Genomic DNA, 25,931 nt, shown 5'->3' on the forward strand with positions numbered 1-25,931 from the left:
ACCCCGGAACCTCCGGTGAAATCGAACACTCCGGGTGAGCGGGCGGGCACGCGCGGCTGCACCTCAGAGCCGCTGCAGCCGGTCCGCGGCCTCCTGGAGGACCTCCGCCTTCTTGCAGAACGCCCAGCGGACCTGGGTGGCGCCGGCGGACTTGTCGTCGTAGAAGACCTGGTTGGGAATGGCGACCACCCCGCAGCGCTCCGGCAGGGCGCGGCAGAAGGCGAGCCCGTCCTTCTCGCCGAGCGGGGTGATGTCGGTGGTGATGAAGTACGTGCCCTGGGGGCGGTAGACCTCGAACCCGGCCGCGGCCAGGCCGTCCGCGAGGACGTCGCGCTTGGCGGCCAGGTCGGCGCGGAAGGCGTCGTAGTAGTCGTCGGGCAGCCGCAGGGCCTCGGCGATGGCGTACTGGAAGGGGCCGGAGGAGACGTAGGTGAGGAACTGCTTCGCGGAGCGGACCGCCGCGACGAGCTCCGCCGGGGCGGTGATCCAGCCGACCTTCCAGCCGGTGAACGAGAAGGTCTTGCCGGCCGAGGAGATGGTGACCGTGCGGTCGCGCATGCCCGGGAAGCCGGCCAGGGGCAGGTGGGAGCCCTCGAAGACCAGGTGCTCGTACACCTCGTCCGTGACCACCAGCAGGTCGCGCTCCACCGCGAGGGCGGCGATGGCCGTCAGCTCGTCCGCGGTCAGGACGGTGCCCGTCGGGTTGTGCGGGGTGTTCAGCAGGAGCAGCCGGGTGCGCGGGGTGACGGCGGCCCGCAGCTCGTCCAGGTCGAGGACGAAGCGCCCGCCGTCGGGGCGCAGGGTGACGGGCACGCGGGTGGCGCCGGCCATCGCGATGCAGGCGGCGTAGGAGTCGTAGTACGGCTCCAGGGCGATGACCTCGTCGCCCGGTTCCAGGAGGGCCAGCAGGGAGGCGGCGATGGCCTCCGTGGCGCCCGCGGTGACCAGGACCTCGGTGTCGGGGTCGTGCTCCAGGCCGTAGAAGCGCTGCTGGTGCGCGGCGATCGCGGTGCGCAGCTCCGGGACGCCCGGGCCGGGCGGGTACTGGTTGCCGAGGCCCGTCAGGACCGCGCGGGAGGCCGCCTCGGCGATCTGCGCGGGGCCGTCGGTGTCGGGGAACCCCTGGCCGAGGTTGATCGAACCGGTGCGTGCGGCCAGCGCCGACATCTCCGCGAAGATCGTCGTGCCGAAGGACGCCAGACGGCGGTTGAGGAAGGGGCGGTCGCTGCTCACAGGTGCGCTCATGGGCGTCATCCTGCGGGCAACCTCTGGACTTGCTCAAGTGTGCTTTGGGCCGTGCGGGCCCCGGGAATCCCCACTCCACGCGGGACGCGGGGATCCCGCTCCCCGGGAGGACCGGGGCGTGAGAGAGGGGCGGACATGACGTTCGTCTTGGTGGCACTCGTCGTGGTTCCGGTGGGCCTGCTGGCCGTCTTCGCCCTGAGCCGGCTGGTCCGGTCCCGGGCCGGCCGGGCGGGCTCGCGTCCGCACCGTTCGCGCAGGCGCAGCTCCGGCTCCGGCTCCAGCTGGTGGGCGGGCGACGGGGGATCCTCGGGGGGCTGCGGCTCCTCGTCGTCCTGCGGGTCGTCCTCCTCCTGCGGGGGCGGCGGAGGGTGCGGCGGTTCCAGCTGACACGTCGGCGGCGGGAGCCGCCGCCGACCGGGGCGCCCGACGGCCGTTGCGCCGTCCGGCGCCCTCTCTTCTGCCCGTGCATCCCGACGCGCGGGAAGCGCCGTGTTGAACACGTGAACTGCCGAGCCCCCGGGGGGATGTAAACCCCGTCAAGTTGGGTAAAAACGAGGGGAGCGCCGTGCATTTCATGATTCCCTCGGTTGAGTAGACCAGTCCCCGGACCTCCCGGGACTTCCTGTGGACCCGTGCCGGATTCCCCCCACCCGTGCTTGCTACCGCTGGCGGGCCCGGCCCCTCTCCCTCGCGCGTTTGCGGAGCCGACTCATGCTCACGACCCTCCAGACCTCCTACACCGACACGCGTGCAGCCGACCTCGCCTGGGCCCTGGGTCGGGACCGGCTGCCCGCCCTGGCCGTACTGAACCTCGAACTCTCGGGTGCGAAGGTCGAGCTGCGCCTGCTCGGGGCCTCCCACCAGGTGCTGCTGGAGGAACGGGACGTGCTCTGCTCGGAGACGGTCGCCTGTATGCCGGGGAGCAGCACGCCGCTGCCGCTCGGCGTCGCGAAGCAGGTGGGCGACTGGGAGTACGAGTTCGCCGCGCGGGTGGAGACGCTGTCGCGCGGGTCCTTCGCGGGACGGGCGCAGGAGCTGCTCGCCCTGGTCGCGGACCACCCGAACGGGCTGGCGGGCACCTTTCCCGGGAGCCCGCACGCCTTCACGGCCATGCTCGCGCAGCGCCACGAGGGCCAGGTGCGCTGGCGCACCTGGCACGCGTACCCGCAGGAGGGCCAGCTGGTGGCCACCCGGACCCGGGTGGGGGCGGCGCGGGCGGACGCGGTGGCCCCGGCGGCGCGGGAGACGCCCGCGCTGCTGTAGGAGGCGGGTGGTGTCCCGGGGGTCCGCGCGGGGCGCGGACCTGCGGTGCGGTTACTCCAACTGGTGGGATCGGTACGTCAGTTGCACCCATGTGGGTGACCGGATGTACGTGGGCGGTGACGTACGGTTCGCTGCATGATCGACCGTTCCGTCCCGCGCCGGGTGCTCCCGTCCCCCGAGCCGCGGGGCGCCGCGACCGTCCCGGCCGCCCTGCCCGTACGGCCCCGGACCGGCCGGCTCCTGGTCCTGGCCACCGTGTTCGTCTGTGCCGCCTGCGGGCTCGTGTACGAGCTGGAGCTCCTCGCCCTCGGCGCGTACCTCGTCGGGGACTCCGTCACCCAGTCGTCGGTCGTGCTGTCCGTCATGGTCTTCGCCATGGGCGTCGGGTCGCTGCTCGCCAAGCGCCTGCGGCACCGGCCCGCCTTCGGATTCGCCGCCGTCGAGGCCGGGCTCGCCCTGCTCGGCGGCCTGTCCGCCATGGCGCTGTACGCGAGCTTCGCCTGGCTGGGGGAGTCCCGCCCGGTCCTCATCGCGTTCTCGTTCGCCATCGGGGTGCTCATCGGGGCGGAGATCCCGCTGCTGATGTCCCTCATCCAGCGCATCCGCAGGCAGGACGCGGGCGGCGCGGTCGCCGACCTGTTCGCCGCCGACTACGTCGGCGCCCTCATCGGCGGCCTCGCCTTCCCGTTCCTGCTGCTGCCGGTGCTCGGGCAGCTCACCGGCGCCATGCTGACCGGCACCGTCAACGCGATCGCCGGGGGCGGGCTGGTCCTGTGGCTCTTCCACGGCGACCTGAGCCGCCGCTGCCGCCGGCTGCTGATCGTGGTGAACCTCGCCGTCCTCGCCGTCCTGGCCTCCGCGACCGTCCTCGCCGACGACTTCGAGCGGATGGCCCGGCGCGCCGTCTACGGCGGGGAGGTGCGGGTCGCCGTCCGGACCGGCGTGCAGGAGCTGGTCCTCACCGGTCCCGCGACCGGCTCCCCGCGCTCGCTCGACCTCTACCTCGACGGGCGCCTGCGGGTCAGCGGCTACAACGAGTACCGCTACCACGAGGCGCTGGTCCATCCGGCCATGACCGGACGGCGCACCCGGGTCCTGGTCCTCGGCGGCGGCGACGGGCTCGCCGCCCGCGAGGTGCTCCGCTACCGGGACGTCGCCGACGTCACCGTCGTGGAGCTCGACCCCGGCGTGGTCCGCGTCGCCCGCACCGACCCGATGCTCTCCGCGCTCAACGCCCGCGCCTACGAGGACCCGCGGCTGGCCGTCGTCACCGAGGACGCCTTCCACTGGCTGCGGGGCCCGGCCGCCCGCGAGCGGTACGACGTCATCGTCTCCGACCTCCCCGACCCGGGCATCACCCCCAGCACCAAGCTGTACTCGCAGGAGTTCTACGGGCTGGCCGCGCGGGCCCTGGCCCCCGGGGGCCGGATGGCCGTGCACGCCGGACCTCTGACCACGCGCCCGCGCACGTACTGGACCGTCGACTCCACCCTCCGCGCCGCCGGTCTGCACACCGCCCCCTACAGCGCGGGCGGCCGGCTCACCGGCTTCGCCGCCGGACCCGACCGCAGCCCCCTCGGGGCGATCGCCACACCGCCGCAGGACTGGGGCTTCGTCCTGGCCGCCCGCGACGCCGTCCCCCCGCTGCGCGTCGACCGCGCCGCTCCCGTACTGCTTTCGCTGTCGACCGGATCCCTCCAGGACGCGGCGCGCGACGCGGAACGCACCCGCCTCGGGGGACTTCCCCCCTCGACGCTGCCGCACCCGCGGTATTCGTGACCCCGTGCGCTCCAGGCCGTAGGCTCGACCGCATGGAGCATCAGGTGTTCGTTCCGGTACCGGCAGAAGACCTCCGCGCCGTGCTGCGCGACCCCGCCCGGGCCGCCCGGTGCGTGCCCGGGATCCAGCAGGACGCCGACGCCGGGAGCGGGCCGTTCGCCGGCCGGCTCAAGGTGCGGGTCGGCGCGAGCACCGTGACCTACCGGGGCACCGCGGACGTCACCGAACAGGACCCGGAGCACTTCACCCTTGAGGGTGAGGGCACGGAGGTGCGGGGCAGCGGGACCGTGAAGTTCTCCCTGGAACTGCGGCTGACCCCGGCCGAGGGCGGGACCCGGCTGGACTTCACCGGCGCGGCCACCGCGGACGGCCGCGCCGCCGCCTTCACCCCCGAGGCCGCGGCCACCGCCGTGCAGCGGCTCCTCGACCGGGCCGCCGACCGGCTGGCCGCCGGGGCCACCGCCGGATCCGCCTCACCTGCCGCCGGCTCCGCGTCCGGGGTCGACGACCCGGTGGCGGAGGGCGAGGCGGCCGAGGAGGCCGAGCGCGCGGAGGACGGGCGGGGCACCGAGGGGCCCGCCGGGGGCGAGGAGGACGGCGGCCGTCCCGAGGCCGGCGCCTCCCTCTTCGAGACCGAGGTGCCGCCCCCGTCCCTGGACCCCTCCGTCGACCCCTTCCTGGCCGGCGGGTTCGAGGAGCTCGACCGGGCCGGTGCCGGCAGCGGCGGCACCACCCCGCGGCCTCCGGCCGAGGCGGCCCACGCCCGCCGGACGATGATCGGCCGCAGCGCGGAGGAGGTGGACCACGCGCCCCCGCGCGGCCGCTACGCGCCCGTCCCCGCCCCGGCCGCGGCGGTCTCCGGCGACAGCATGCGGTGGATCGCCCCGGCCGCGGCCCTCGCCATCGCGTCGGCCGTCGTCATCGGGCGGGCCCTGCGCCGCCGTCGCTGACCGCCGCCGCCGGGACCGGCCCGGGTGTCCGCCCGGCCGGACGGTCCGGCCGGTGCCGCCACCTGCGCGAGTACACCCCGGCCCACCGGCCGGGCAGCCCTTAGGGTCGACCGCATGAGTACGCAACTGAGCGCCGGCGGCGCCGAGGTGACGGTCGACCAGGAGAACGGCTGCCGGATCGGCAGCCTGAGGATCGACGGGACGGAACTGCTGCGGCAGGGACCCCGGTTCGGGGCCTTCCCGATGGTCCCCTGGTGCGGCCGGATGGAGAACGGCCGCTTCCGCGACGGCGGGACCGTCCACCAGATGCCGCTCAACCACCCGCCGCACGCGCTGCACGGGTTCGGCCGCGACGCGCCCTGGCGGCCCGCCGGATCCACCGCCACCCAGGCGGCCTTCACCTACGACCTGGTCGACCCGTGGCCCTACCCGGGCCGGGTCACCCAGGTCTTCGAGCTCTCCCCCGACGCGCTGACCCTCACCATGGGCGTCGAGACGTACGAGGACTCCTTCCCGGCGCAGGTCGGCTGGCACCCCTGGTTCCGGCGCAACCTCGGCGCCGGGGGCGAGGACGCCCGGCTCGACTTCTCCCCCGCGTGGCAGGAGGAACGGGGCGAGGACCACCTTCCGAACGGACGGCGGATCGACCCGAAGCCCGGGCCCTGGGACGACTGCTTCGGCATGCCCGACGGGGTCGACGCCAGGCTCACCTGGCCGGGCGAGCTCGAACTGCGCGTGACCAGCCGCGCCGAGTGGGTGGTCGTCTACGACGAGGAGGCCGAAGCCGTCTGCGTGGAGCCGCAGTCCGGCCCGCCGAACGGCCTCAACACCCTCCCGCGCCTGGTCACGCCCGTGGACCCGCTGGAGGTCTCCACCACCTGGACCTGGCGGCGGCTCGGCTAGGCCGTCTCTTGCGGATCGTGCCGGGCCCGCCCGGTCGGCCCGGCCGGACACCCGCCGGGCCGTTCCGCCGGGGTCCGGCCGGGGCCCTAAGCTCGTCGGTATGAGTGACGTACGCGATGAGCTTCTGCAGCAGATCAAGGACAAGGCCGTCGTGCACGGCAAGGTGATCCTCTCCTCCGGCCGCGAGGCCGACTACTACATCGACCTCCGCCGGATCACCCTCGACGGCGAGGCGGCCCCGCTGGTCGGCCAGGTCATGCTCGACCTCACCGCCGAGCTCGACTACGAGTGCGTCGGCGGTCTGACCCTGGGCGCCGACCCGGTCGCGACCTCGATGCTGCACGCCTCCGCCGCGCGCGGTGAGCGCCTCGACGCCTTCGTCGTCCGCAAGGCCCAGAAGGCCCACGGCATGCAGCGCCGTATCGAGGGCACCGACGTGAAGGGCAAGCGCTGCCTGGTCGTCGAGGACACCTCGACGACCGGCGGTTCCCCGCTGACCGCCGTCGAGGCGGTCCGCGAGGCGGGCGGCGAGGTCGTCGCCGTCGCCACGATCGTCGACCGCGGTGCGGCCGACGCGATCGCCGAGGCCGGCCTGCCGTACCTCACCGGCTACCGCCTCGGGGACCTCGGCCTGTCCTAGGCACTGTTCGCAGGCCCTGTCCGCGGGGGCGTCCACCGGCTACCGGCCAGTGCGACAACGGGGGACGAACGGTCCCGCACACCCCTGAGGAGCGGCCTGACCTGCCCTTTCCCGAACGCCCGGGATGTTCCACGTGAAACGTCCCGGGCCGTTCGCCCACGACGTGAGACCGGTGGGCTGGACCCTCGCGCGGAGTCTGGAAAGATAGGCGCGACGATGACGTCGCCCCCAGGTCAGGGCCCGCAAGAAGCACACTCCCCGCACAACCAAGGAGCGGACAGATGCCCATCGCAACCCCCGAGGTCTACAACGAGATGCTCGACCGGGCGAAGGCAGGCAAGTTCGCCTACCCGGCCATCAACGTGACCTCGTCCCAGACCCTGCACGCTGCACTGCGCGGCTTCGCGGAGGCCGAGAGCGACGGCATCATCCAGATCTCCACCGGCGGTGCGGAGTTCCTGGGTGGCCAGCACAACAAGGACATGGTCACCGGCGCCGTCGCCCTGGCCGAGTTCGCCCACATCGTCGCGGCCAAGTACGACATCACCGTCGCGCTGCACACGGACCACTGCCCCAAGGACAAGCTGGACGGCTACGTCCGTCCGCTCCTGGACATCTCCGCCGAGCGCGTGTCCCGCGGCCTGAACCCCCTCTTCCAGTCGCACATGTGGGACGGCTCCGCCGAGACCCTGGCCGACAACCTGGCCATCGGTCAGGAGCTGCTCGCCAAGGCCGTCGCGGCGAAGATCATCCTCGAGGTCGAGATCACCCCGACCGGCGGCGAGGAGGACGGCGTCAGCCACGAGATCAACGACGAGCTGTACACCACCGTCGAGGACGCCATCCGCACCGCCGAGGCCCTGGGCCTGGGCGAGAAGGGCCGCTACCTGCTGGCCGCGTCCTTCGGCAACGTGCACGGTGTCTACAAGCCGGGCAACGTCGTCCTGCGTCCCGAGCTGCTCAAGGACCTCCAGGCGGGCGTCGGCGAGAAGTACGGCAAGGCCTCGCCGTTCGACTTCGTCTTCCACGGCGGCTCCGGCTCCACCGCCGAGGAGATCGCGACCGCGCTCGACAACGGCGTCGTCAAGATGAACCTGGACACCGACACCCAGTACGCCTTCACCCGCCCGGTCGTGGACCACATGTTCAGCAACTACGCCGGTGTGCTGAAGGTCGACGGCGAGGTCGGCATCAAGTCGAAGTACGACCCGCGCACCTGGGGCAAGGCCGCCGAGGCCGGCATGGCCGCGCGCGTCGCCGAGGCCTGCGCGAACCTGCGCTCCACCGGCACCCGGCTGAAGTAGCCGGTCGGCCCCGGAGGGCCCGGCCCGCCGTCCTCTGACGGTGGGCCGGGCCCTCCGGCGTTCCCGCCGGGCCGTCCTCGGGGCCGCGGCCGGGAGGTGATCGACGGAGCACCGCGCCGCTCCCGGCACACTGGGTGCATGTCCATTCACCAGAACCTGCTCGGGGGTCCCGCCCCCACCCACCTCCCCGACGAGCCGGGCCGGGCGGCCATCGCCGCCGGCACCCCCGCCGTCGAGGTGGCCGCCGCGCACCCCACCTCCTCCCTCGCCTGGGCGGTCCTCGCCGACGAGGCCTTCGCCGCCGACCGCACGGTGGAGTCGTACGCCTACGCCCGCACCGGCTACCACCGCGGTCTCGACGCGCTGCGCCGGGCCGGCTGGAAGGGCCACGGCCCGGTGCCGTGGGAGCACGAGCCGAACCGCGGCTTCCTGCGCGCCCTGAACGCCCTGGCCCGGGCGGCCGGGGCGATCGGCGAGAAGGAGGAGTTCGAGCGCTGCACGACCTTCCTGCGGGACTCCTCCCCGACGGCGGCCGACACGCTGGGCGCCTGACCCCGTACGGCGGGGAGCGGCGCACCGACACCACGTGTGGTCTGCGTCACTCCCCGCTGGAGCGGATGCGCGGGGGCGTCCTATGATGCGGGCAGGGGACCGGGGCTCCACTCACCTCACGGAAGGAGCGGACCGCTACCCGGAAGCACGCGTCGAGGAGACAGAAATGTCGAACGCCCTTGATGCCTCCGGAGTCGGCGGGTCGGACACCCCGAACCTCGACTTCGACGGCACCACCCCCTACGAGGACTACGTCCAGGCGGACGTCCTCACCCACCTCCAGCAGCTGCGCTCGGACGACCCGGGCGAGATGGTCTTCCTGGTCACGACCCAGGTCATGGAGCTGTGGTTCACCGTCATCGTCCACGAGTGGGAGACGGCGGCCAACGCCCTCAGCGAGGACCGCATCCCGGTGGCCATGGACGCGCTGAAACGTTCACTCCGCGAGCTGGAGGCCCTCAACGCCTCCTGGCGCCCGCTGGCGCAGCTCACCCCGGCACAGTTCAACGCCTACCGCGGCGCCCTCGGCGAGGGCTCCGGCTTCCAGTCGGCGATGTACCGCCGGATGGAGTTCCTGCTCGGCGAGAAGTCCTCCTCCATGCTCGTCCCGCACCGCGGCGCCCCGCGCGTCCACGCGGAGCTGGAGAAGGCCCTGCACGAGCCCAGCCTCTACGACGAGGTGCTGCGGCTGCTGGCCCGCCGCGGCCTGCCCGTCCCCGAATCCGTCCTCCAGCGCGACCTGTCGCTGCGCTACGAGGCCTCCCCCGAGGTCGAGGCCGTCTGGACCGGCCTGTACGCCGCCCCGGACGAGCACCACGACCTGCACCGCCTCGGCGAGGTGCTCACCGACGTCGCCGAACTGGTCTGGCGCTGGCGCAACGACCACCTCACGGCCACCCGCCGCGCGATGGGCGCCAAGACCGGCACCGGCGGTTCCGCCGGGGTGACCTGGCTGGAGAAGCGCGCCACGAAGAACGTCTTCCCCGAGCTCTGGACGGCCCGCAGCCATGTCTGACACCACGGCCGACCTGCGCGCACGCGCTGCCGAACTCGACGCCGCCGACAAACTCGCCACGCTGCGCGAGCGCTTCACCCTGCCCGACGGGGTGGTCTACCTGGACGGCAACTCGCTGGGAGCCCTCCCCGCCAACGTCGCCGGGACCACCGCCGACGTCGTCACCCGCCAGTGGGGCGAGCTGCTGATCCGCTCCTGGGACGAGAGCGGCTGGTGGACCGCGCCCGAGCGGATCGGCGACAAGATCGCCCCGATCGTCGGCGCCTCCCCCGGCCAGGTGGTCGTCGGTGACTCCACCAGCGTCAACCTCTTCAAGGCCCTGGTCGGCGCCGCCCGCCTCTCGGCGCCGGGCCGGACCAGGCTGCTGGTCGACTCCGCCACCTTCCCCACCGACGGGTACATAGCCCGCTCGGCGGCCCGGATGGCGGGTCTGACGGTCGTCCCCGTGGACCCGTCGGACGCCGCCGCGGCGATGGACGACGACACCGCCGTCGTCCTGCTCAACCACGTCGACTACCGCAGCGGCCGGCTCCACGACCTGCCCGGGCTCACGGCGGCGGCCCGCGCCGCCGGTGCCGTCGTCGTCTGGGACCTCTGCCACTCCGCCGGAGCCCTCCCCGTGGGCCTTGACGCGCACGCGGTGGACCTGGCGGTCGGCTGCACGTACAAGTACCTCAACGGGGGCCCCGGCGCCCCCGCGTACCTCTACATCGCCGCCCGCCACCAGGCCGCGTTCGACTCCCCGCTGCCCGGCTGGAACGGTCACGCGGACCCCTTCGCGATGACCCCCGAGTACGAGGCGGCCGAGGACGTGCGCCGCGGCCGCGTCGGCACCCCGGACATCCTGTCCATGCTGGCCCTGGAGGCGGCGCTCGACGCCTGGGACGGGGTCGCCGTCGAGGACGTACGGGCCAAGTCCCTGGACCTGACCGACTTCTTCCTCGACTGCGTGGCGGCGTACGTCCCGCAGGGCCGGGTCGAGTCGGTCACCCCGGTCGAGCACGACCACCGCGGCAGCCAGGTCTCGCTGCGGACCGACGACGCCCGCGAGGTCATGCGCGAGCTCGTGTCCCGGGGCGTGATCGGGGACTTCCGCGCGCCCGACGTCCTGCGCTTCGGCTTCACCCCGCTCTACGTCGGTTTCGCCGACGCCGAGCGCGCGGCGCGCACCCTGGGTCACGTTTTCGGGTGACCCGGTAGCGAAACGTCACATCGCGGGGCGGACGGGGCAGTGGCTCCGTCCGCCCCGGCATATTTCGGGCTCCGCACGGAAGTTCCCCTTCCGGACTGATACGGTCCCGCTCTGCCGAGACACCGGAACACCTGTCCCCGCTGTCCCACGCGTTACCGAAAGGTTGACCCGATGACGGACCCCGCCGCCGTGGAACGGGACGCCGCCGAGGCCGCCTCGGCCTTCGCCCACCCGGCGGTCGCGCCGGACGTGACGGCCGCCTACGGCGAACACCCCGACCACGTCGTCGACTTCTACGCCCCGCGCGGCGAACCCCGCGGCCCGGTGCCGCTGGTGGTCGTCCTGCACGGCGGCGCGTGGCGGGCCCCGTACGACCGGCAGCACGTCACCCCCTTCGCGGACTTCCTCGCCCGGCGCGGTTTTGCCGTGGCCAACGTCGAATACCGGCGCGGGAGTTCGCTGCCGCACCAGAACTCCGGCGGCCCGGTCGCCGGCCGCTGGCCGGAGACCTTCGACGACGTCGCCGCCGCCATGGACGCCCTCCCCTCGCTCGCCGCGACGGCCCTCCCGCAGGCCGACCTCCGCCGCACCGTCGTCACCGGCCACTCCGCCGGCGGCCACCTCGCGCTGTGGGCCGCTGCCCGGCACGTCCTCCCGTACGGTTCCCCGTGGCGGCTGCCCGCCCCGCCGGAACTGCGCGGCGTGGTGGCGCTCGCCCCCATCGCCGACTTCGCGGTGGCCGAGGAGCTGGAGGTGTGCGGCGGCGCGAGCGCCCAGCTGCTCGGCGGCCCCGAGCACTGGGACGAGCGGCTCCCGTCGGCGGATCCGGCGTCGCTGCTGCCGACGGGGATCGCCACCGCGGTGGTCCAGGGCCGCGACGACATCGTGGTCCCGCAGCAGGTCGCCGAGGCGTACGTGGCGGCGGCCGCGAAGGCGGGCGAGATGGTGGGGCTCACCCTCCTGGACGGCGTCGGCCACTTCCCGCTGATCGACCCGGCGGCGGACGCGTGCGCGGTGGTCGCCGAGGAGATCTCACAGCTGGCCTGGTAGCCGCCGCGGCCCTGGTGCTGCGGCCTCGCTCAGGGCCGCGGCCCTGGTGCGGCGGCCCTGCTCACGGCCCGTCCGCGACGGCGCGGCTCACAGGTCCGGGCCGCTGCGGCCCGGGGAGAGGTGCTCCACGAGTTCGGCCAGGTCCTCACAGACCTGCTCGATCTTGATGCGGATGTTGTTGTGCTCGGTGACGAGGGCGGACAGCAGCAGTCCGGTCAGCGCGGCCGCTCCGTTGAGGGCCTGGAGGTTGACCATGACCTCCAGCAGGCTGTGGTCGGCGAACCGGCCGGCCTGGTCCGTCGCCGCCGAGATCGCCAGCACGGACACGATCAGGGTGCACGGCGCGCTCCCGGCGAGCTGGAAGCGCACGGCCGCCCAGATCAGCACCGGGAAGACGAGGAAGAGCAGCGAGAGGGTGCTGCGCGTCACGACGAGCGAGACGATGATGCACGTGGCCATGAGGGCCGCCGCCTCCGCGGCCCGGTAGATGTCCCGGGACACGTGGAACCGGGGCAGGACCAGCAGCACCGGCGTCCCCACCAGCACGCCCATCGCGTCCCCCGCCCACCAGGCCGCCCACACCGGCCAGAACTCGGACGAGGGCAGGTCCCCGGTGAGGACGAGCGTCCAGGTGCCGGCCGTCGCGCTGATCAGCATCGGCAGCAGGCCGCCGAGGAACACCAGCGCCAGCCCGTCCCGCAGCCGGTCCACCTCCGTGCGGAAACCGACCTTGCGCAGCATCAGGTACGCGCACACCGGCGCCAGGGTGTTGCCCGCGGCGATCCCCAGGTCGGCCAGGTCGAACGTGCTGATGTGCTCGATCGCGAGGAAGGTGCCGAGGGCGATCCCGGGCCAGGCCGGCAGGCCCAGCCAGAGCAGCGCGGCGAGGGCGATCCCGGTGGGCAGCCACAGCGGCGTGACCTCGGCGCCCTCGACGACCACGCGCTGGTGCAGGCCGATCCATCCGGCGAGGTAGTAGGCGAAGGCGACGCCGAGGATCGCGGCAAGGGCCGCGGGCAGACGTCGCCATTCCTCGATGCGCACCACAGCATCAGACAACAGGCGAGTGCCCGGCCGGGGCATGACACGCGCGAGCCGGGCCCGGGTGCGCCCTGCCGGTCACGCCGGGTCCGCGTGCTCCCGCGGTCCGTCGCGCGCCGGATCCGCGTGCTCCCGGCCCGCGTGCGGTGCGTTCGGCGGGCCCTGGGGCGGGGAGACGGTCGCCTCGTGGCTGAGGACGAGCACCGCGGCGTCGTCGGCATGACCGGTGGAGTCCGCCACCTTCATCACCTCGGCGGCCAGCTCGTCCGGGTCGGTGCCCGCGCCCTCCCGGACGACGGCGGCCACCCGCTCCAGTCCCGTCTCGATCGGGAACCGGGGCCCCTCCACCACCCCGTCCGTGAGCAGCACGATCGACCCCGCCTTGGTGAGCCGGCGGCGGGTCACCGCGTACGCCGCGCCGGGGCGCACGTTCAGCGGCGGGCCGCCGTCGTCGTCGGTGATGCCGTACTCCCCGTCGACGGTGGCCCAGACGGAGGGCACGTGACCGGCCCGGGCGGTCTCCAGCTCCTGGGTCCGCGGGTCGAAGCGCAGCAGGCTGCACGTCGCGAAGAGCTCCCGGTCCATGGAGAGCAGCACCTCGTTGGCCCTGCTCAGGACCTCACCGGGGTCCCGGACCACGGCGGCGACGGCCCGCAGGCAGATCCGGACCTGCCCCATGAAGGACGCCGCCTCCACGTCGTGTCCCTGGACGTCGCCTATGCAGAAGGCCAGACCGCCCTCGGCCAGCGCGAAGCCGTCGTACCAGTCACCGCCGATGTCGAGGCCGTGCCGGGCGGGCGCGTACCGGGCCGCGGAGCGCAGGCCCGGCAGCATGGGCAGGGCGGCGGGCAGCATCTCGCGCTGCAGGGCCTCGGCCAGCTCCACCCTGGCCTGCTGCAGCTCCACCCCCTGGCGTGCCTGGGCGGTCAGCCGTCCGAGCATGCTCAGCAGGTCGGCGCTGTCCGCCCGCGGATGGCGACGGGGGGTCACGGAAACCTCCGATGATCGTCCATCCGTCTCTGCTCCCGCTCCGCGAAGGCCCGTGGACATCATATTTCCGGGCCCCGCAAGCCGCCCCCCGAGCCGCCTCCGAGCCGCCCCCCAGCCGCTCCGCGTCCGTCAGGCCCACTGCTCGTCGGCCAGGGAGGCGACCGGCTGCGGCTTGCCGATCACCGCCAGCGCCATGAAGAAGGAGATCTGCCCGATCGCGATGGTGAGGGTCGCGAGGGCCTTCTCGTCGTAGTGCTCCGCCACCTCGGCGTACAGCGCGTCGGTGACCCGCTCGCGGCCGTACGGGGCCGGCTGGAGGGTGGCCTCCGCCAGGGCGAGCGCGGCGCGCTCGGCGTCGGTGAAGCAGTGGGCGTCCTGCCACGAGGACACGGCGGTGATGCGCTCCTCGGTCTCGCCGGCCTTGCGCAGGAAGCCGGTGTTCAGGACGGTCAGGTAGGTGTTGCCGGCGATCTGCCCGGCGCGCAGGTGGACCAGGCTGATCGTGGTGCGCGGGACGGAGCGGTTCCCGGTCGCCCGGAAGAGGGCGGCGCTGACGTCGTTCAGCTCGGGGACGAGGTCGGACGGGTTCGGCATGCGGGAGATCGGGGTGTTCGTCATGGCTGCTGTCTCCTCGGAATCGGTGTCTGCACAGCACTGACGGACGGGCCCGCGCGGATGTGACCGCGTGTGGCAAATCTTTTTCCGCGGCCCGCGGCCCGCGGCCCGCTACCCGCGGTCGGCCGGGATCCCGGGGCGGGTACGCAGGAGGGGGCGGTGCGCCGTCCGGCGCGCCGCCCCCTCCGGGCCGCGAGTCCTCAGCCCCCGGTCCTCAGTCCTAGAGGAAGGAGTTGATCTCGATGGTCTCGGTGCGGCCGGGGCCGACGCCGATCGCGGAGATCGGCGCGCCCGACATCTCCTCCAGCGCCTTCACGTAGTTCTGCGCGTTCTTCGGCAGGTCGGCGAAGGTCTTGGCCTTGGTGATGTCCTCGGACCAGCCGGGGAGGGTTTCGTAGATCGGCTTCGCGTGGTGGAAGTCGGTCTGCGAGTAGGGCAGCTCCTCGACGCGCTTGCCGTCGATCTCGTACGCGACGCAGACCGGGATCTCCTCCCAGCCGGTCAGCACGTCCAGCTTGGTGAGGAAGAAGTCGGTGAGGCCGTTCACGCGGGTGGCGTAGCGGGCGATCGGGGCGTCGAACCAGCCGCAGCGGCGGTCACGGCCGGTGGTCACGCCGCGCTCGCCGCCGATGCGGCGCAGCGCCTCGCCGTCCTCGTCGAACAGCTCGGTCGGGAACGGGCCCGCTCCGACGCGCGTGGTGTAGGCCTTGAGGATGCCGATGACGCGGCTGATCTTCGTCGGGCCGACGCCGGTACCGGTGCAGGCGCCGCCCGCGGTCGGGTTCGACGAGGTGACGAAGGGGTACGTGCCGTGGTCGACGTCGAGCAGGGTGCCCTGGCCGCCCTCGAACAGCACCACCTTGTCCTCGTCCAGCGCGTTGTTGAGGATCAGGGTGGTGTCGGCGACGTACGGCTTGATCTGCTCCGCGTACTGGAGCATCTCCTCGACGATCGCCGCGGACTCGATGGCGCGGCGGTTGTACAGCTTCGCGAGGAGCTGGTTCTTGCCCTCCAGCGCCGCCTCGACCTTCTGGGTGAGGATCGACTCGTCGTAGAGGTCCTGGACGCGGATGCCGACGCGGTTGATCTTGTCCGCGTACGTCGGGCCGATGCCGCGGCCGGTGGTGCCGATCTTGCGCTTGCCGAGGAAACGCTCGCCGACCTTGTCGAGGGTGACGTTGTACGGCGTGATCAGGTGCGCGTTGCCGCTGATGAGCAGCTTGGAGGTGTCGATGCCGCGCTCGTTGAGCCCGCGCAGCTCGGAAAGCAGGACGGCCGGGTCGACGACGACGCCGTTACCGATCACCGGGGTGCATCCGGGGGAGAGGATGCCGGAAGGGAGAAGGTGGAGCGCGTACTTCTGGTCGCCTACGACGACCGTGTGGCCGGCGTTGTTGCCGCCCTGGTAGCGCACCACATAGTCAACGGATCCACCGAGCAGGTCGGTGGCCTTTCCCTTGCCCTCGTCACCCCACTGAGCTCCGAGCAGCACAAGAGCGGGCACAGGCGTACACCTCTTCCGGATGGGGCATGTCCAAGGTCAGGGGGGCGTACGACGATGTACGCGGGCTGAGCCGTCGGACCGGTTGCCCCGGAATAGACGAAGGCCCTGGCGCAATAGCGCAAGGGCCTCTTGCACAAAGATGCTACCCGAGGAAGGACCGAGGTGTCGGCTCCAGAGCCCACCATGAGCCACGCGGGCGCGCCGGTCGGCGGCCTGCTCGTCCTGGTCGACCCGGTCGCCCGCCGTCTTGACGGCGAGTCCGTGCGGATCGCGAAGGATGTTCTGTCAGCGGGCGCGGTGGCGAAAATCTGCCTCCCGGACTCGGCGGAGGAGTTCGCGCGGGCGCTCGCCCGCAGGGGCCATCGGCAGCCGGTGATCGTGGGGGACGACCGGGCGCTGGTCCGCGCGGTGGGGCTGCTGCACCGGGAGCGGGGGCTGGGCGACGGTGCCCTGGCGCTCGTCCCGGTGGGGCCGGTGGGGTCTCTGGGACTGGCGAGGTCCCTCGGTGTTCCGCAGACGGCCGTCGCCGCGGCCCGGGCGGTGCTCGACGGCACGGCGCGCACGTACGACCTGCTGGTCGACGACAGCGACGGGGTGGTGCTGGGCGCGCTGCGGATCCCGCCGGTGCGCGGGCCCGGACGGGGCTCGGTACGGCAGGTGGGGCCGTCGGTGTGGAGCGCGTACCGCTCGCTGGTGCGCACGCTCGTCCGCCCGGCCGCCGCGGCGGGAGGGGTGGGCGGCGCGGGCGGGCAGCACCACCGGCTGCGGGTGGAGGCCGACGGGGTGCTGCTGGCCGATGTGGACCGGCCCGTCGCGGACGTCTCGGTGTCCGCGGGCGGTGACGGCGACCCGATGGAGGTCGTCGTGCGGACGGGCGGCGGCTTCGCCGCGACGACGGTCACGGCCCGCGCCGAGACGGTCACGGTGTCGGGCACGGACTTCCGCTACCGCGCCGACGGTGCGATGAGCGGTCCCGTCCGCCGCCGTACGTGGACCCTGCGCCCCGGGGCCTGGACGCTCGTACTGCCGCGGTGACGGAGCCGCCTGGGGCGGGGGCGGTGCGGTGCGCGCTGGAGGACTGGCGGCGTGACGGGCTGCTGCTGTGCCTGCTCCCGGTGTTCTGCTGGCCGGCGCTGGTCGCGGCCGTGCTGACCCTGCCGGTGATGCTGGCCGTTCTGCTGAGCCCGGTGGTGCTCGGGGTGCGCGAGCTGCGGGCCGTACGCCGGGCGCGGTGCGTGCTGCGGGACCCGGCGCTGCGCTGGGTCCCGTACGAGGCCGAGGTGGTGCGGCCCCGGCTGAGTCCGCCGGCTGTGCTCGTCGGGCGGCCGCCCCGGCGCCTGACCCTGGGAGTGCTGGGCCGCCGGGCCCTGCCGCCGTGCCCGTGGCCCCGTACCGGCCCGGTCCCCTCCCCGGAGGTGCGGACCCTCCTGCTGGCCGGGGATCCGGCCGCGGGCGGGGTGCTGTGGGTGCCCGACGCGGGCCGGCTGGCTCTTGCCCGGCCGGTGCGCCGGCGGGGGACGGGCCGCCGGCCGGGGCCGGGGGGCTCCGGCTAGAACTCCACCAGGAGGCTTTTCAGCCCCCGGATGACATAGCCCTCCTGCCACTGCGGCTCCTCGACGAGCCGCATCGGCGGGACCCCGTCCGCCAGCAGCGCGCCGAACGATGCCTCCAGCTCCCGCCGGGCCAGCGGGGCACCCAGGCAGTAGTGGATCCCGGCCCCGAAACTCAGGTGCGGATTGTCCGTCCGCCCCAGATCCAGCGTGTCGGGATCCGCGAAGCGCGCGGGGTCCCGGTTCGCGGAGCCGAACAGCAGCGCCACCTCGGCCCCGCGGGGGACGGTCGTGTCCCCGACCTGGATGTCGTCCAGCACCCAGCGCTCGAACATCTGCAGAGGCGTGTCGTACCGCATCAGTTCGTCCACAGCTGTGGACAACTTTTCCGGATCGCGGCTTGCCCGGAGCGCCGCGAGCTGTCCGGGATTGCGGAACAGCGCCCACCAGCCGTTGACGGTGGTGTTGACGGTCGCCTCGTGGCCGGCGTTCAGCAGCAGCACGCAGGTGGAGATCATCTCCTGCTCGCTGAGCCGCCCCTCCTCGTCGTGGGCGGCGATCAGGCCGGAGATCAGATCGTCGCCGGGGCTGGTGCGCCGCTCCTCGATCAGCCCCCGCAGGTAGGCGCTGAACTCCACGCTCGCCCGCACGGCGCGCCGCGCCGTCTCCTCGTCCGGCCGGAGCTCGAACATCCCGCAGATGTCCGCCGACCACGGCCGCAGCGGCCCCCGGTCCGACTCCGGAACACCCAGCAGCTCCGCGATCACGGCCACCGGCAGCGGCTCCGCGACGGTGGACAGCAGATCCCCGCCGCCGTCCGCGAGCAGCCGGTCCACGAGCTCCCCGGCCATCCGCTGCACGGCCGGCACCAGCCGCTCCACCGTCCGCGGGGTGAACGCCTTAGCCACCAGCCGCCGCACCCGCGCGTGCGCCGGATCCTCCAGGTCGAGCAGGCCGTTGCCGTTGAGCACGTGGAACGGCTCGTGCTCCGGCGGTGGGGCCTCCCGCCCGAACTCCTCGTGCGAGAAGCGGTGGAGGTAGGTCCGCCCCAGCCGCCGGTCCCGCAGCAGCGCACTCACATCGGCGTAGTGCGGCACCAGCCACTGCCCGGTGGCCTCCCACCACACGGCCCGCCCCTGCTCGCGCAACTCCCGGTACGCCGGATACGGATCGGCGACGAACTCGGCATCCCACGGATCAAAGCCCATTCCCGCACCCTAGGCCGTCTCCCGACGCCGAGCCGGTAAAGCGGGCAGTGCGGCCGGTTCCGGTCAGGCCGGCGTCACCAGCCGGGTCTCCCAGGCGAACACCGCGGCCTGGGTCCGGTCCCGCAGCCCCAGCTTCACCAGGATCCGGCTCACATGGGTCTTGATCGTGGACTCCGCGACGATCAGCCGGGTCGCTATCTCCCCGTTGGAGAGTCCCTGCGCGATCAGGATCAGCACCTCCGTCTCCCGCTCGGTCAACTCGCCCACCCCCGCCGGATCCGCGAGCTTGCGCGCCTCGGATATCTTCGAGAACTCGGCGATCAGCCGCTTCGTCACCGACGGCGCCAGCAGGGCCTCGCCCGCCGCCACCACCCTTACCCCGTCGGCCAGCTGACGGGCCGACGCGTCCTTCAGCAGGAACCCGGAGGCCCCGGCCCGCAGTGCCTGGTACACGTACTCGTCGAGGTCGAAGGTCGTCAGGACCAGCACCTTCGCGTCCGTGTCCGCGGCCACGATCTCCCGTGTCGCCTCCAGGCCGTTCATCTGCGGCATCCGGATGTCCATCAGGACCACGTCCGGCCGCAGCGCCGCGACCTGCGCGACGGCCTGCCGGCCGTCGACCGCCTCGCCCACCACCTCGATGCCGTCCATGGCGTTCAGCAGGACCGAGAAGCCCTCGCGCACCATCATCTGGTCGTCGACGATCAGCACTCTGATCGTCATACCGCCGCCTCCCTCGCCTCCGGCTCCGTGCGCCCGCGCACCGGGATGAACACCGCCACCTCGTACCCGCCCGACTCCGTCTCGGCTGCCGTCATCTCCCCCTCCAGCATCGCCACCCGCTCCCGCATCCCGGTGATCCCGTGACCGGCGCCGGGCGAGGGGCGCACGTCCCCGGTGGGGGCCTCGTTGACGACGCGGATCCCCAGGCCGCCCAGCACGTACGACACCTCCACCCCGGCCGCCGCACCCGGCGCGTGCCGCAGGGTGTTGCTCAGCGCCTCCTGGATGATCCGGTACGCCGACAGCTCCACCCCCTGGGGCAGCTCGCGCACGGCACCCGTGACCGTCTTCTCCACGCTCAGCCCGGTCCCGCGGACATTGGCCAGCAGACCGTCCAGCGAGGCGAGCGTCGGCTGCGGGGCGTCCGGGGCCTCGTAGTCCGCGGAGCGCACCACACCCAGCACCCGGCGCAGCTCGGTCAGGGCCGCCACCGCGTTCTCCCGGATGGTGGCGAACGCCGCCTCCAGCTCCGGCGGCGGGTTCTTCACCCGGTAGGGGGCGGCCTCGGCCTGGATGGCCACCACCGACATGTGGTGCGCCACCACGTCGTGCAGCTCCCGGGCGATCGTGGTCCGCTCCTCCAGGAGGGTCCGCTTGTCCCGCTCCACGGCCGTGACCTCCTGCTGCGCGGTCACCTCCGCCTTCGCGGCCCGCCGTATCTGGACGCTGCCGGCGATCACCAGGGCGAAGGCCGAGGTCACCGCCATCTCCGGCAGGTTGGAGCCCCACTGGCCGTTGAACACCAGGGAGATCGCGGAGCCCAGCGCGAGCGTGAGGGCCCACATCCAGGCCGCCACCCGGGGGCCGGTCCGCAGGGTGACGAGGACCATCACCGCGATGTGCGCGAAGAAGGCCGCCGGCGGCCAGGGCCAGTAGTCGCCCCCGCCGAACGCCATCAGCACCACCGTCATCGCGACGGACGCCCACCACGCGCCCACCGGCCGCACCAGCGTCATCAGGATCGGCGCCGCGGCGACGAGCCCCATGATGAGCTGACCGACGTCACCGAGGTACCCCGCGTTCATCTGGGTCGCGTACAGCACCGCCACGAAGGCCAGCACACCCACCGCCGCGTGCCGCCGCCACGGGGAGTACGGGCGTATCGCCTTGGGCAGCAGCCGCGCGAAGCGGCCGGGTGTCTGCTCCAGTGGCAGCGGCCGGTAGGCGAACGCATCGGTCAGGAGGTCCTCGCGAAGGGTCGCGATCACATCCGACGCCAATCGGAACTCAGGAGCCCGGGCTGTCCCCCCGGTGGTGGTCTCGGTCATACACACACCGTAGGTCTGCGCCCTCGTGGTCCGCGTCGGCACCGATGGGGATTTCCCGGGGTCCCTCTCAGGTACTACACGCGCCCCTCAGTAGCCCGCCGGACGGACCAGGCCCGTCTCGTACGCGAACACTGCGGCCTGGGTCCGGTCCCGCAGGCCCAGCTTGACCAGGATCCGGCTCACATGGGTCTTCACCGTCTGCTCGGCGAGAACCAGGTGCGCGGAGATCTCCGCGTTCGACAGCCCCTGCGCGATCAGGGACAGCACCTCCGTCTCCCGCTCGGTCAGTGCGTCGATCCGGGCCCGCGACGGCGCCCGGGGCGCCCCCAGCCGGGAGAACTCCGTGATCAGACGCTTCGTGATGTTCGGCGACAGCAGCGCCTCGCCCGCCGCCACCACCCGCACCGCCTCCGCCAGCTGTTCCGCGGACGCGTCCTTGAGCAGGAAGCCGGAGGCCCCGGCCCGCAGCGCCTCGTACACGTACTCGTCAAGGTCGAAGGTGGTCAGCACCAGCACCTTCGCCGAGCAGTCCGGGGCGGCCGTGATGAGGGATGTCGCCTCGATGCCGCCCATCCCCGGCATGCGGATGTCCATCAGCACCACGTCCGGGTCCAGTTCGGCCACCTTCGCCACCGCGTCGGCCCCGTCCACCGCCTGTCCCACGACCTCGATGTCGGGCTGGGTGTCGAGGAGCACGGTGAAGCCCTGCCGGACCATCATCTGGTCGTCGGCGATCATCACCTTGATCGGGGTGTTCATCAGACCTTCTTCGTCTCGGGAGCAGGGCCGGCCGACAGGTCCTGCGGGCCCAGCGGGAGCACGGCACTGACCTCGTAACCGCCGTCGGGACGCGGACCGGCGGCCAGCTCACCCCCCAGCATGCCCGCCCGCTCCCGCATCCCCAGCAGCCCGTGCCCCGCTCCGGGCGAGCCCGGCACCGGCCGGGTCGGCGCCGAGTTCGCGATGCACAGGTGCAGGTCGCGAGGGCCGTACGCGATGCCGACCTCGACGCGGGAACCGGGCGCGTGGCGCAGGCAGTTGCTCAGGGCCTCCTGCACGATCCGGTACGCGGTGAGCTCCGCGCCCGGCGACAGCGTCCGCCGGATCCCCGAGACCGCGGTGGTCACCTCCAGGCCCGCACCCCGGACGTTGGCCACCAGCGCGTCCAGCTCGGACAGGGTCGGCTGGGGGTGCTGGGGCGCGGCGGGATCGTCGGGGTGCTCGGAGCGCAGCACCCCGAGCACGCGCCGGAGCTCGGTCAGGGCCTCCAGGGCGTTCTCCCTGATGCCGGCCAGGTTCTCCCTGAGCTCCTCGGAAGGGTTCTCCACGAGGTGCGGCGCCACCTGCGCCTGGATGGAGATCACCGACATGTGGTGGGCGACGACGTCGTGCAGTTCCCGGGCGATCCGGCTGCGTTCCTCCAGCACGGTGCGCCGGGCCCGCTCCTCCGCGGTGAGCGTCTCCTGCTCCACCAGCTCGCCGCGGGCCAGCCGCAGCGCGCGCAGGGCGTACCCGAGCAGCCCCACGAAGCCGAAGAGGAGCGCCACCTCCAGGACCGTGGTCGAACTGCCGGCGGGCCGGAATCCCAGCTCTGCCAGCCCGGTGCAGGCGACGGAGATGCCCACGACCCAGACGGTCACCCGGGGCGGCACCCGGAGGGCGACGAGGAGGACCAGCGGCGCGAACGCGAACATCCCGCCGGGTGTCCAGGGCCAGGTCTGGCCCTGCCCCACGTCGGCGTGGATCGACAAGGCGACCAGGGCGGCGGTCAGCAGGCCGAGCCACCACGCGAGGACCGGACGGAACATCCCGAGGCCGATGGAGATGCCGGTCATCAGCGCCAGGACCAGCGGCCCGCCACCCGTGACGTGGTAGTGGTCCTGGAGCTGTTCCGTGGTCAGGAAGCCGAAGAACACGGCCGCGTAGAGCACGGCCACGTGCGGCAGCCGGGCCAGCCACCGGGGCCGGGCCAGCGGCGGCAGCGGGTCCCGTCGAGGGGAGCACAGCTCCAGGACCAGCGAGCGGCGCCAGAACCGGGCCACCTCCGGTCCGGCGGGCTCCGGCGCCGACTCGGTCAGGGGCGGACGCTGCTCGTTCACGCCGGTCAGCCTATGCATGGGTGCTCTCCTTGGCGGAAGTGCGGTGAGGGACTGCGGAGTTCGGCACGATCGAGGACCCGCGGCGACGCACACCCGACTGCTCGTGGAAGCGGAACGCTGCCCAGCAGAGCCCCAGTACGGCCGCGAACACCGGCAGCCACAGCAGCCGGGCCGCCACCCAGCCGGCCGAGACCGGCGCCGTGTGGAGCCCGGGCAGGTCGGCCGACACCAGCAGCCCGAGCGCGGTCACGGCCATCAGAGCCGTCTGGTGCCACAGGAACAGGGTCATGGCGGAGAGGTTCACCAGCGTCACCGGGGTCCGGACGGCCTGTCGGCGCATGGCCCACTCCAGCCGCGGCACAGCCAGCAGGGCCAGAGCGCACTGGGCGAGCCCGAAGGTGACGGCGGCGAGCGTGGGCGGGTTCAGATTCGAGACGGCGGCTCCCGGGACACCCACCATGGACGCCGGGTACCCGCCGACCAGGACCAGCGCGACGGTGGCCGCCGCGGCCGTCACCGCCAGGACCACGAGGCGGCCGCGCCGGACGAAGCCCCCGCGGGCCCGGGCGGCGCCGAGGGCGAAGGGCACGAGCCAGCCGGCAGCCACGTTGACCCAGCCGAGCCACTCGGGCCCTCCGAGGCCGAACCGCCACAGATCGACGCCGGCCACGACGGCCAGCGGCCACAGCGGTGACATCCGCGCCACCAGCGGGGTCGCGGCGGTGAGGGCCGCGAACACCAGCAGGAACCACAAGGGCGACAGGACCAGACGGACCAGGGTCCGGACGGTGTCCCACTCGGCGCCGCCCACGAGCATCCCGCCCGCGACCACGGTCCACAGGGCCAGCACCGCGGCGACCGGACCGAACAGCCGCCGCAGCCGCAGCCCCACCCAGGTGCGGTACGGGACGCCGCGCCGCCGCGCCGACGCGTACCCGGTGGCGGCGACCCGGCCGCCGACCAGGAAGAAGACGGCCAAGGTCTGGAACACCCAGGAGACCGGCGTCAGCCAGGGCAGGTGGGCCAGCGGGCTCACCGCGCTCAGGCCGCCGTCGTGCCAGGTCAGCGCGGTGACCAGCCAGTGTCCGAGCACCACGCCGAGGACCGCCAGGGCCCGCAGGGCGTCCACCGCCAGGTCCCGGCCGGGCGGTAGGGCCGCGTCCAGGCCCGATGCCGGCGCGGACCGGCGGTCGGGCCGCTCAGCCATGGGAGGCCCCCGCCGCGCCGGCGGCGCCGAGGACGATGGCCGCCAGGCTGTCCAGGGACCGGCTGCCCGGCGCGAGATAGCCGCTGTGGCCGGCGTCCCCTGCCGCGAAGGGCCGCGCCCCGAAGGCGGGGTCGACCGGATCGGTGCCGAAGCCGACTCCTGCGAGACGGACGTGCGGCACCCTCGCTATCCAGTCGGCGCTGCCGCGCCCGGCCCACACCCGGGCGCCGGATGCCAGCTCCCGGACGGAACCGGCCCCCGTGCCCGGACTTCCGTAGAGCACCACATCGCTGACGCCCGGGCCCGTCGCGGTCCGGGCGCAGACCACGGAACCGTACGAATGGCACAGGAGGGAGAGCCGGGCGTCCGGCCCTGCCATGCTCCGCAACCGCTCCAGGAACGGCCCCAGTTCGGCGGCGGCCTCGTCGGCACGGCCGGCGGTCAGGACGGTCGTACTGACCGTGCCCGGAGTGTCGTACCCGAGCCAGGCCACCACGGCGGATCGGCCGTACTCGGCGCGCAGGCGCTCCTGCAGTGCGACGGCCCCGGCGCGGAACCTGGCGTAGGTGTCGAGGGTGGTGTCCGAGCCGGGCACCAGGACGGCGACCCGGTCGGCGCTCTCCAGCTCGCCGAACACCTCCACCGCCCGGCCGCCGCCCCGGCCGTCGAAGCCGAGGAACTGCGCGCTGCCGTCGGCGGCCAGGGCCCGCAGCCGGTCCGCCCGCCCGGTCCGGCCGGCCTCCTCGGCCGCGTCGGCCGCCGGCACCATCGCGGTCCGGTTGGCGGCGTACCGCTCCCGGGGCGCGGCGCCGTCCGCGAAGGCCACGGGGGCCGGCGCCTGGACCTCCGCGGAGGCCGCCGCCGAGACGGGGAACACCACCGACGCGGCCACCAGAGAGGCCAGCAGCGTCCGCCGCAGCCGGCCGCCACCGCCCCCGGAGTCGGCAGCCCCCACCCTTGCCCCCGCCGCGGCCCCCGCCCCAGCCCCTGCCGTCGCTTCTGCCGTCCTCGTCGCTTCTGCCGTCCTTGTCGCCACTGTCCGTCCCCCGGTTCTGCCACGAAGGACCCTCAGCGCCCTTCTCCTCCACCGAAGTTAGGAATCCGGGTCCATGGTCGGCGTCCCGCCCGGGAGCGGTGTCCGCGCGTAGCTCTCAGGTATGCGGCGTCATACCTGAGAGCCACGCCACGGCCCCGACACCCCTTCTCCACAGCCCGGTTACAGTCCACGGATGCCCGACATCGAAGACGACTGGCGCAGCGACCGCATCGGCAGCGCGCACCGCGGGACCAACCCCACCGTGCTCCGCCGCCTCGGAGCGGGCTTCGCGGCCATCGGGGACCGGCAGTTCCTGCCCGGCTACTGCGTCCTCCTGACCGACGACCCGGCCGTCACCAGGCTCTCCGACCTGCCGCGCGCCCGCAGGACGGCGTACCTCGCGGACGCGGAACGGCTCGCCGAGGCCGTCGAGCGCGCCTGCGCCGAGCTGGACCCGGCCTTCCGCCGGGTCAACATCGAGATCCTCGGCAACACGGACCCCTACCTCCACACCCACGTCTGGCCCCGCTACGACTGGGAGCCGGCCGACCGGGTCCGCCGTCCCGTCTGGCTGTACGAGGAGGAGTACTGGCGCGGCGAGCGTCACGCGCTCGGCACCCGCCACGACCCCCTCCGGGCCGCCATCGGCCGCGAACTGGACCGGCTCGCCGCGACGGCCTGAGCGGCAGCCCGGCCCGCCCGCCACCGCTGGTTGCAGTCCCGCCCCGCCCCAGGTC

The 25,931-nt window shown here is 73.5% G+C and carries 26 protein-coding genes; 14 read left to right on the top strand and 12 right to left on the bottom strand.

What is annotated here, in order from left to right; translation table 11 throughout:
• Positions 1-63: 63 nt before the first annotated feature.
• A complete protein-coding gene (locus ACPU2J_RS18300; protein ID WP_423833637.1) occupies positions 64-1,254 on the bottom strand; it encodes a pyridoxal phosphate-dependent aminotransferase in 1,191 nt (396 codons plus the stop codon).
• 126 nt (positions 1,255-1,380) lie between these two features.
• Here ACPU2J_RS18300 and ACPU2J_RS18305 point away from each other — a divergent pair, with 126 nt between their 5' ends.
• The 11 genes from ACPU2J_RS18305 to ACPU2J_RS18355 all read left to right on the top strand — a co-directional run bounded on the left by ACPU2J_RS18305 (position 1,381) and on the right by ACPU2J_RS18355 (position 11,893).
• A complete protein-coding gene (locus ACPU2J_RS18305) occupies positions 1,381-1,632 on the top strand; it encodes a hypothetical protein (RefSeq protein ID WP_361593591.1) in 252 nt (83 codons plus the stop codon).
• Positions 1,633-1,956: 324 nt separating this feature from the next.
• Entirely contained in the window at positions 1,957-2,508 is a 552-nt protein-coding gene (locus tag ACPU2J_RS18310) for a DUF2617 family protein (RefSeq protein ID WP_420080107.1), read from the top strand.
• 135 nt (positions 2,509-2,643) lie between these two features.
• Positions 2,644-4,287, top strand: a complete 1,644-nt coding sequence (locus tag ACPU2J_RS18315) for a polyamine aminopropyltransferase (RefSeq protein WP_423833638.1) — start codon at positions 2,644-2,646, stop codon at positions 4,285-4,287.
• A gap of 32 nt (positions 4,288-4,319) precedes the next feature.
• Positions 4,320-5,237, top strand: coding sequence for a CoxG family protein (locus tag ACPU2J_RS18320; RefSeq protein ID WP_423833639.1), 918 nt, complete (start codon positions 4,320-4,322; stop codon positions 5,235-5,237).
• A 114-nt stretch (positions 5,238-5,351) separates the two neighbouring features.
• The gene (locus ACPU2J_RS18325; protein WP_361593583.1) at positions 5,352-6,140 is read left to right on the top strand and encodes an aldose 1-epimerase; all 789 of its coding nucleotides are present in this window, start codon (positions 5,352-5,354) and stop codon (positions 6,138-6,140) included.
• A gap of 100 nt (positions 6,141-6,240) precedes the next feature.
• Entirely contained in the window at positions 6,241-6,780 is a 540-nt protein-coding gene (pyrE, locus tag ACPU2J_RS18330; RefSeq protein WP_420080104.1) for an orotate phosphoribosyltransferase, read from the top strand.
• A gap of 281 nt (positions 6,781-7,061) precedes the next feature.
• Positions 7,062-8,084 (top strand): class II fructose-bisphosphate aldolase, encoded by a 1,023-nt coding sequence (gene fbaA, locus ACPU2J_RS18335; RefSeq protein ID WP_420080103.1) that lies wholly within the window; start codon positions 7,062-7,064, stop codon positions 8,082-8,084.
• A 138-nt stretch (positions 8,085-8,222) separates the two neighbouring features.
• Entirely contained in the window at positions 8,223-8,636 is a 414-nt protein-coding gene (locus ACPU2J_RS18340) for a DUF3151 domain-containing protein (protein ID WP_365076173.1), read from the top strand.
• A 166-nt stretch (positions 8,637-8,802) separates the two neighbouring features.
• Entirely contained in the window at positions 8,803-9,651 is an 849-nt protein-coding gene (locus tag ACPU2J_RS18345; protein ID WP_361593575.1) for a tryptophan 2,3-dioxygenase family protein, read from the top strand.
• A complete protein-coding gene (gene kynU / locus ACPU2J_RS18350) occupies positions 9,644-10,843 on the top strand; it encodes a kynureninase (protein WP_423833640.1) in 1,200 nt (399 codons plus the stop codon). The genes ACPU2J_RS18345 and kynU overlap by 8 nt, the downstream gene beginning before the upstream one ends.
• Positions 10,844-11,014: 171 nt before the next feature.
• Complete coding sequence (locus ACPU2J_RS18355) at positions 11,015-11,893, top strand: alpha/beta hydrolase family protein (protein ID WP_420080101.1); 879 nt, start codon at positions 11,015-11,017, stop codon at positions 11,891-11,893.
• An 87-nt stretch (positions 11,894-11,980) separates the two neighbouring features.
• Here the strand turns inward: ACPU2J_RS18355 and ACPU2J_RS18360 are convergent, their stop codons facing one another.
• The 4 genes from ACPU2J_RS18360 to ACPU2J_RS18375 all read right to left on the bottom strand — a co-directional run bounded on the left by ACPU2J_RS18360 (position 11,981) and on the right by ACPU2J_RS18375 (position 16,043).
• Positions 11,981-12,940: an MASE1 domain-containing protein gene (locus tag ACPU2J_RS18360; protein ID WP_365491366.1), complete on the bottom strand. Its 960-nt coding sequence runs from the start codon at positions 12,938-12,940 to the stop codon at positions 11,981-11,983.
• A 72-nt stretch (positions 12,941-13,012) separates the two neighbouring features.
• Complete coding sequence (locus ACPU2J_RS18365; protein ID WP_423833641.1) at positions 13,013-13,924, bottom strand: PP2C family protein-serine/threonine phosphatase; 912 nt, start codon at positions 13,922-13,924, stop codon at positions 13,013-13,015.
• A 129-nt stretch (positions 13,925-14,053) separates the two neighbouring features.
• The gene (locus ACPU2J_RS18370) at positions 14,054-14,542 is read right to left on the bottom strand and encodes a carboxymuconolactone decarboxylase family protein (protein WP_420080099.1); all 489 of its coding nucleotides are present in this window, start codon (positions 14,540-14,542) and stop codon (positions 14,054-14,056) included.
• 217 nt (positions 14,543-14,759) lie between these two features.
• Positions 14,760-16,043: an adenylosuccinate synthase gene (locus ACPU2J_RS18375; RefSeq protein WP_361593563.1), complete on the bottom strand. Its 1,284-nt coding sequence runs from the start codon at positions 16,041-16,043 to the stop codon at positions 14,760-14,762.
• 183 nt (positions 16,044-16,226) lie between these two features.
• Between ACPU2J_RS18375 and ACPU2J_RS18380 the strand changes: the two genes are divergently transcribed.
• Together ACPU2J_RS18380 and ACPU2J_RS18385 are read left to right on the top strand one after the other, a co-directional pair.
• Complete coding sequence (locus ACPU2J_RS18380; protein WP_361593651.1) at positions 16,227-17,078, top strand: diacylglycerol kinase; 852 nt, start codon at positions 16,227-16,229, stop codon at positions 17,076-17,078.
• Positions 17,075-17,596, top strand: a complete 522-nt coding sequence (locus ACPU2J_RS18385; protein WP_423833642.1) for a hypothetical protein — start codon at positions 17,075-17,077, stop codon at positions 17,594-17,596. The genes ACPU2J_RS18380 and ACPU2J_RS18385 overlap by 4 nt, the downstream gene beginning before the upstream one ends.
• Here the strand turns inward: ACPU2J_RS18385 and ACPU2J_RS18390 are convergent.
• The 7 genes from ACPU2J_RS18390 to ACPU2J_RS18420 all read right to left on the bottom strand — a co-directional run bounded on the left by ACPU2J_RS18390 (position 17,593) and on the right by ACPU2J_RS18420 (position 25,113).
• Complete coding sequence (locus ACPU2J_RS18390) at positions 17,593-18,801, bottom strand: cytochrome P450 (protein WP_361593559.1); 1,209 nt, start codon at positions 18,799-18,801, stop codon at positions 17,593-17,595. The two genes, ACPU2J_RS18385 and ACPU2J_RS18390, sit on opposite strands and share 4 nt — an antisense overlap.
• Before the next feature lie 63 nt (positions 18,802-18,864).
• Positions 18,865-19,524, bottom strand: a complete 660-nt coding sequence (locus tag ACPU2J_RS18395) for a response regulator (RefSeq protein WP_420080096.1) — start codon at positions 19,522-19,524, stop codon at positions 18,865-18,867.
• Positions 19,521-20,852: a sensor histidine kinase gene (locus tag ACPU2J_RS18400; RefSeq protein ID WP_420080095.1), complete on the bottom strand. Its 1,332-nt coding sequence runs from the start codon at positions 20,850-20,852 to the stop codon at positions 19,521-19,523. The genes ACPU2J_RS18395 and ACPU2J_RS18400 overlap by 4 nt, the downstream gene beginning before the upstream one ends.
• Before the next feature lie 87 nt (positions 20,853-20,939).
• Positions 20,940-21,611 (bottom strand): response regulator, encoded by a 672-nt coding sequence (locus ACPU2J_RS18405; protein WP_420080094.1) that lies wholly within the window; start codon positions 21,609-21,611, stop codon positions 20,940-20,942.
• Complete coding sequence (locus tag ACPU2J_RS18410; RefSeq protein WP_423833643.1) at positions 21,611-22,969, bottom strand: histidine kinase; 1,359 nt, start codon at positions 22,967-22,969, stop codon at positions 21,611-21,613. The genes ACPU2J_RS18405 and ACPU2J_RS18410 overlap by 1 nt, the downstream gene beginning before the upstream one ends.
• Positions 22,962-24,158, bottom strand: a complete 1,197-nt coding sequence (locus ACPU2J_RS18415) for an acyltransferase family protein (protein WP_420080092.1) — start codon at positions 24,156-24,158, stop codon at positions 22,962-22,964. Before ACPU2J_RS18415 ends, ACPU2J_RS18410 begins: the two co-directional genes overlap by 8 nt.
• The gene (locus ACPU2J_RS18420; protein WP_420080091.1) at positions 24,151-25,113 is read right to left on the bottom strand and encodes an alpha/beta hydrolase; all 963 of its coding nucleotides are present in this window, start codon (positions 25,111-25,113) and stop codon (positions 24,151-24,153) included. The genes ACPU2J_RS18415 and ACPU2J_RS18420 overlap by 8 nt, the downstream gene beginning before the upstream one ends.
• A 274-nt stretch (positions 25,114-25,387) precedes the next feature.
• On the opposite strand from ACPU2J_RS18420, the gene ACPU2J_RS18425 reads away from it, so the two are divergent.
• Positions 25,388-25,876 (top strand): HIT family protein, encoded by a 489-nt coding sequence (locus ACPU2J_RS18425; protein ID WP_420080090.1) that lies wholly within the window; start codon positions 25,388-25,390, stop codon positions 25,874-25,876.
• Positions 25,877-25,931: the final 55 nt, after the last annotated feature.

The sequence above is a fragment of the Streptomyces manipurensis genome (assembly GCF_049570255.1).
Taxonomy (GTDB): domain Bacteria; phylum Actinomycetota; class Actinomycetes; order Streptomycetales; family Streptomycetaceae; genus Streptomyces; species Streptomyces manipurensis.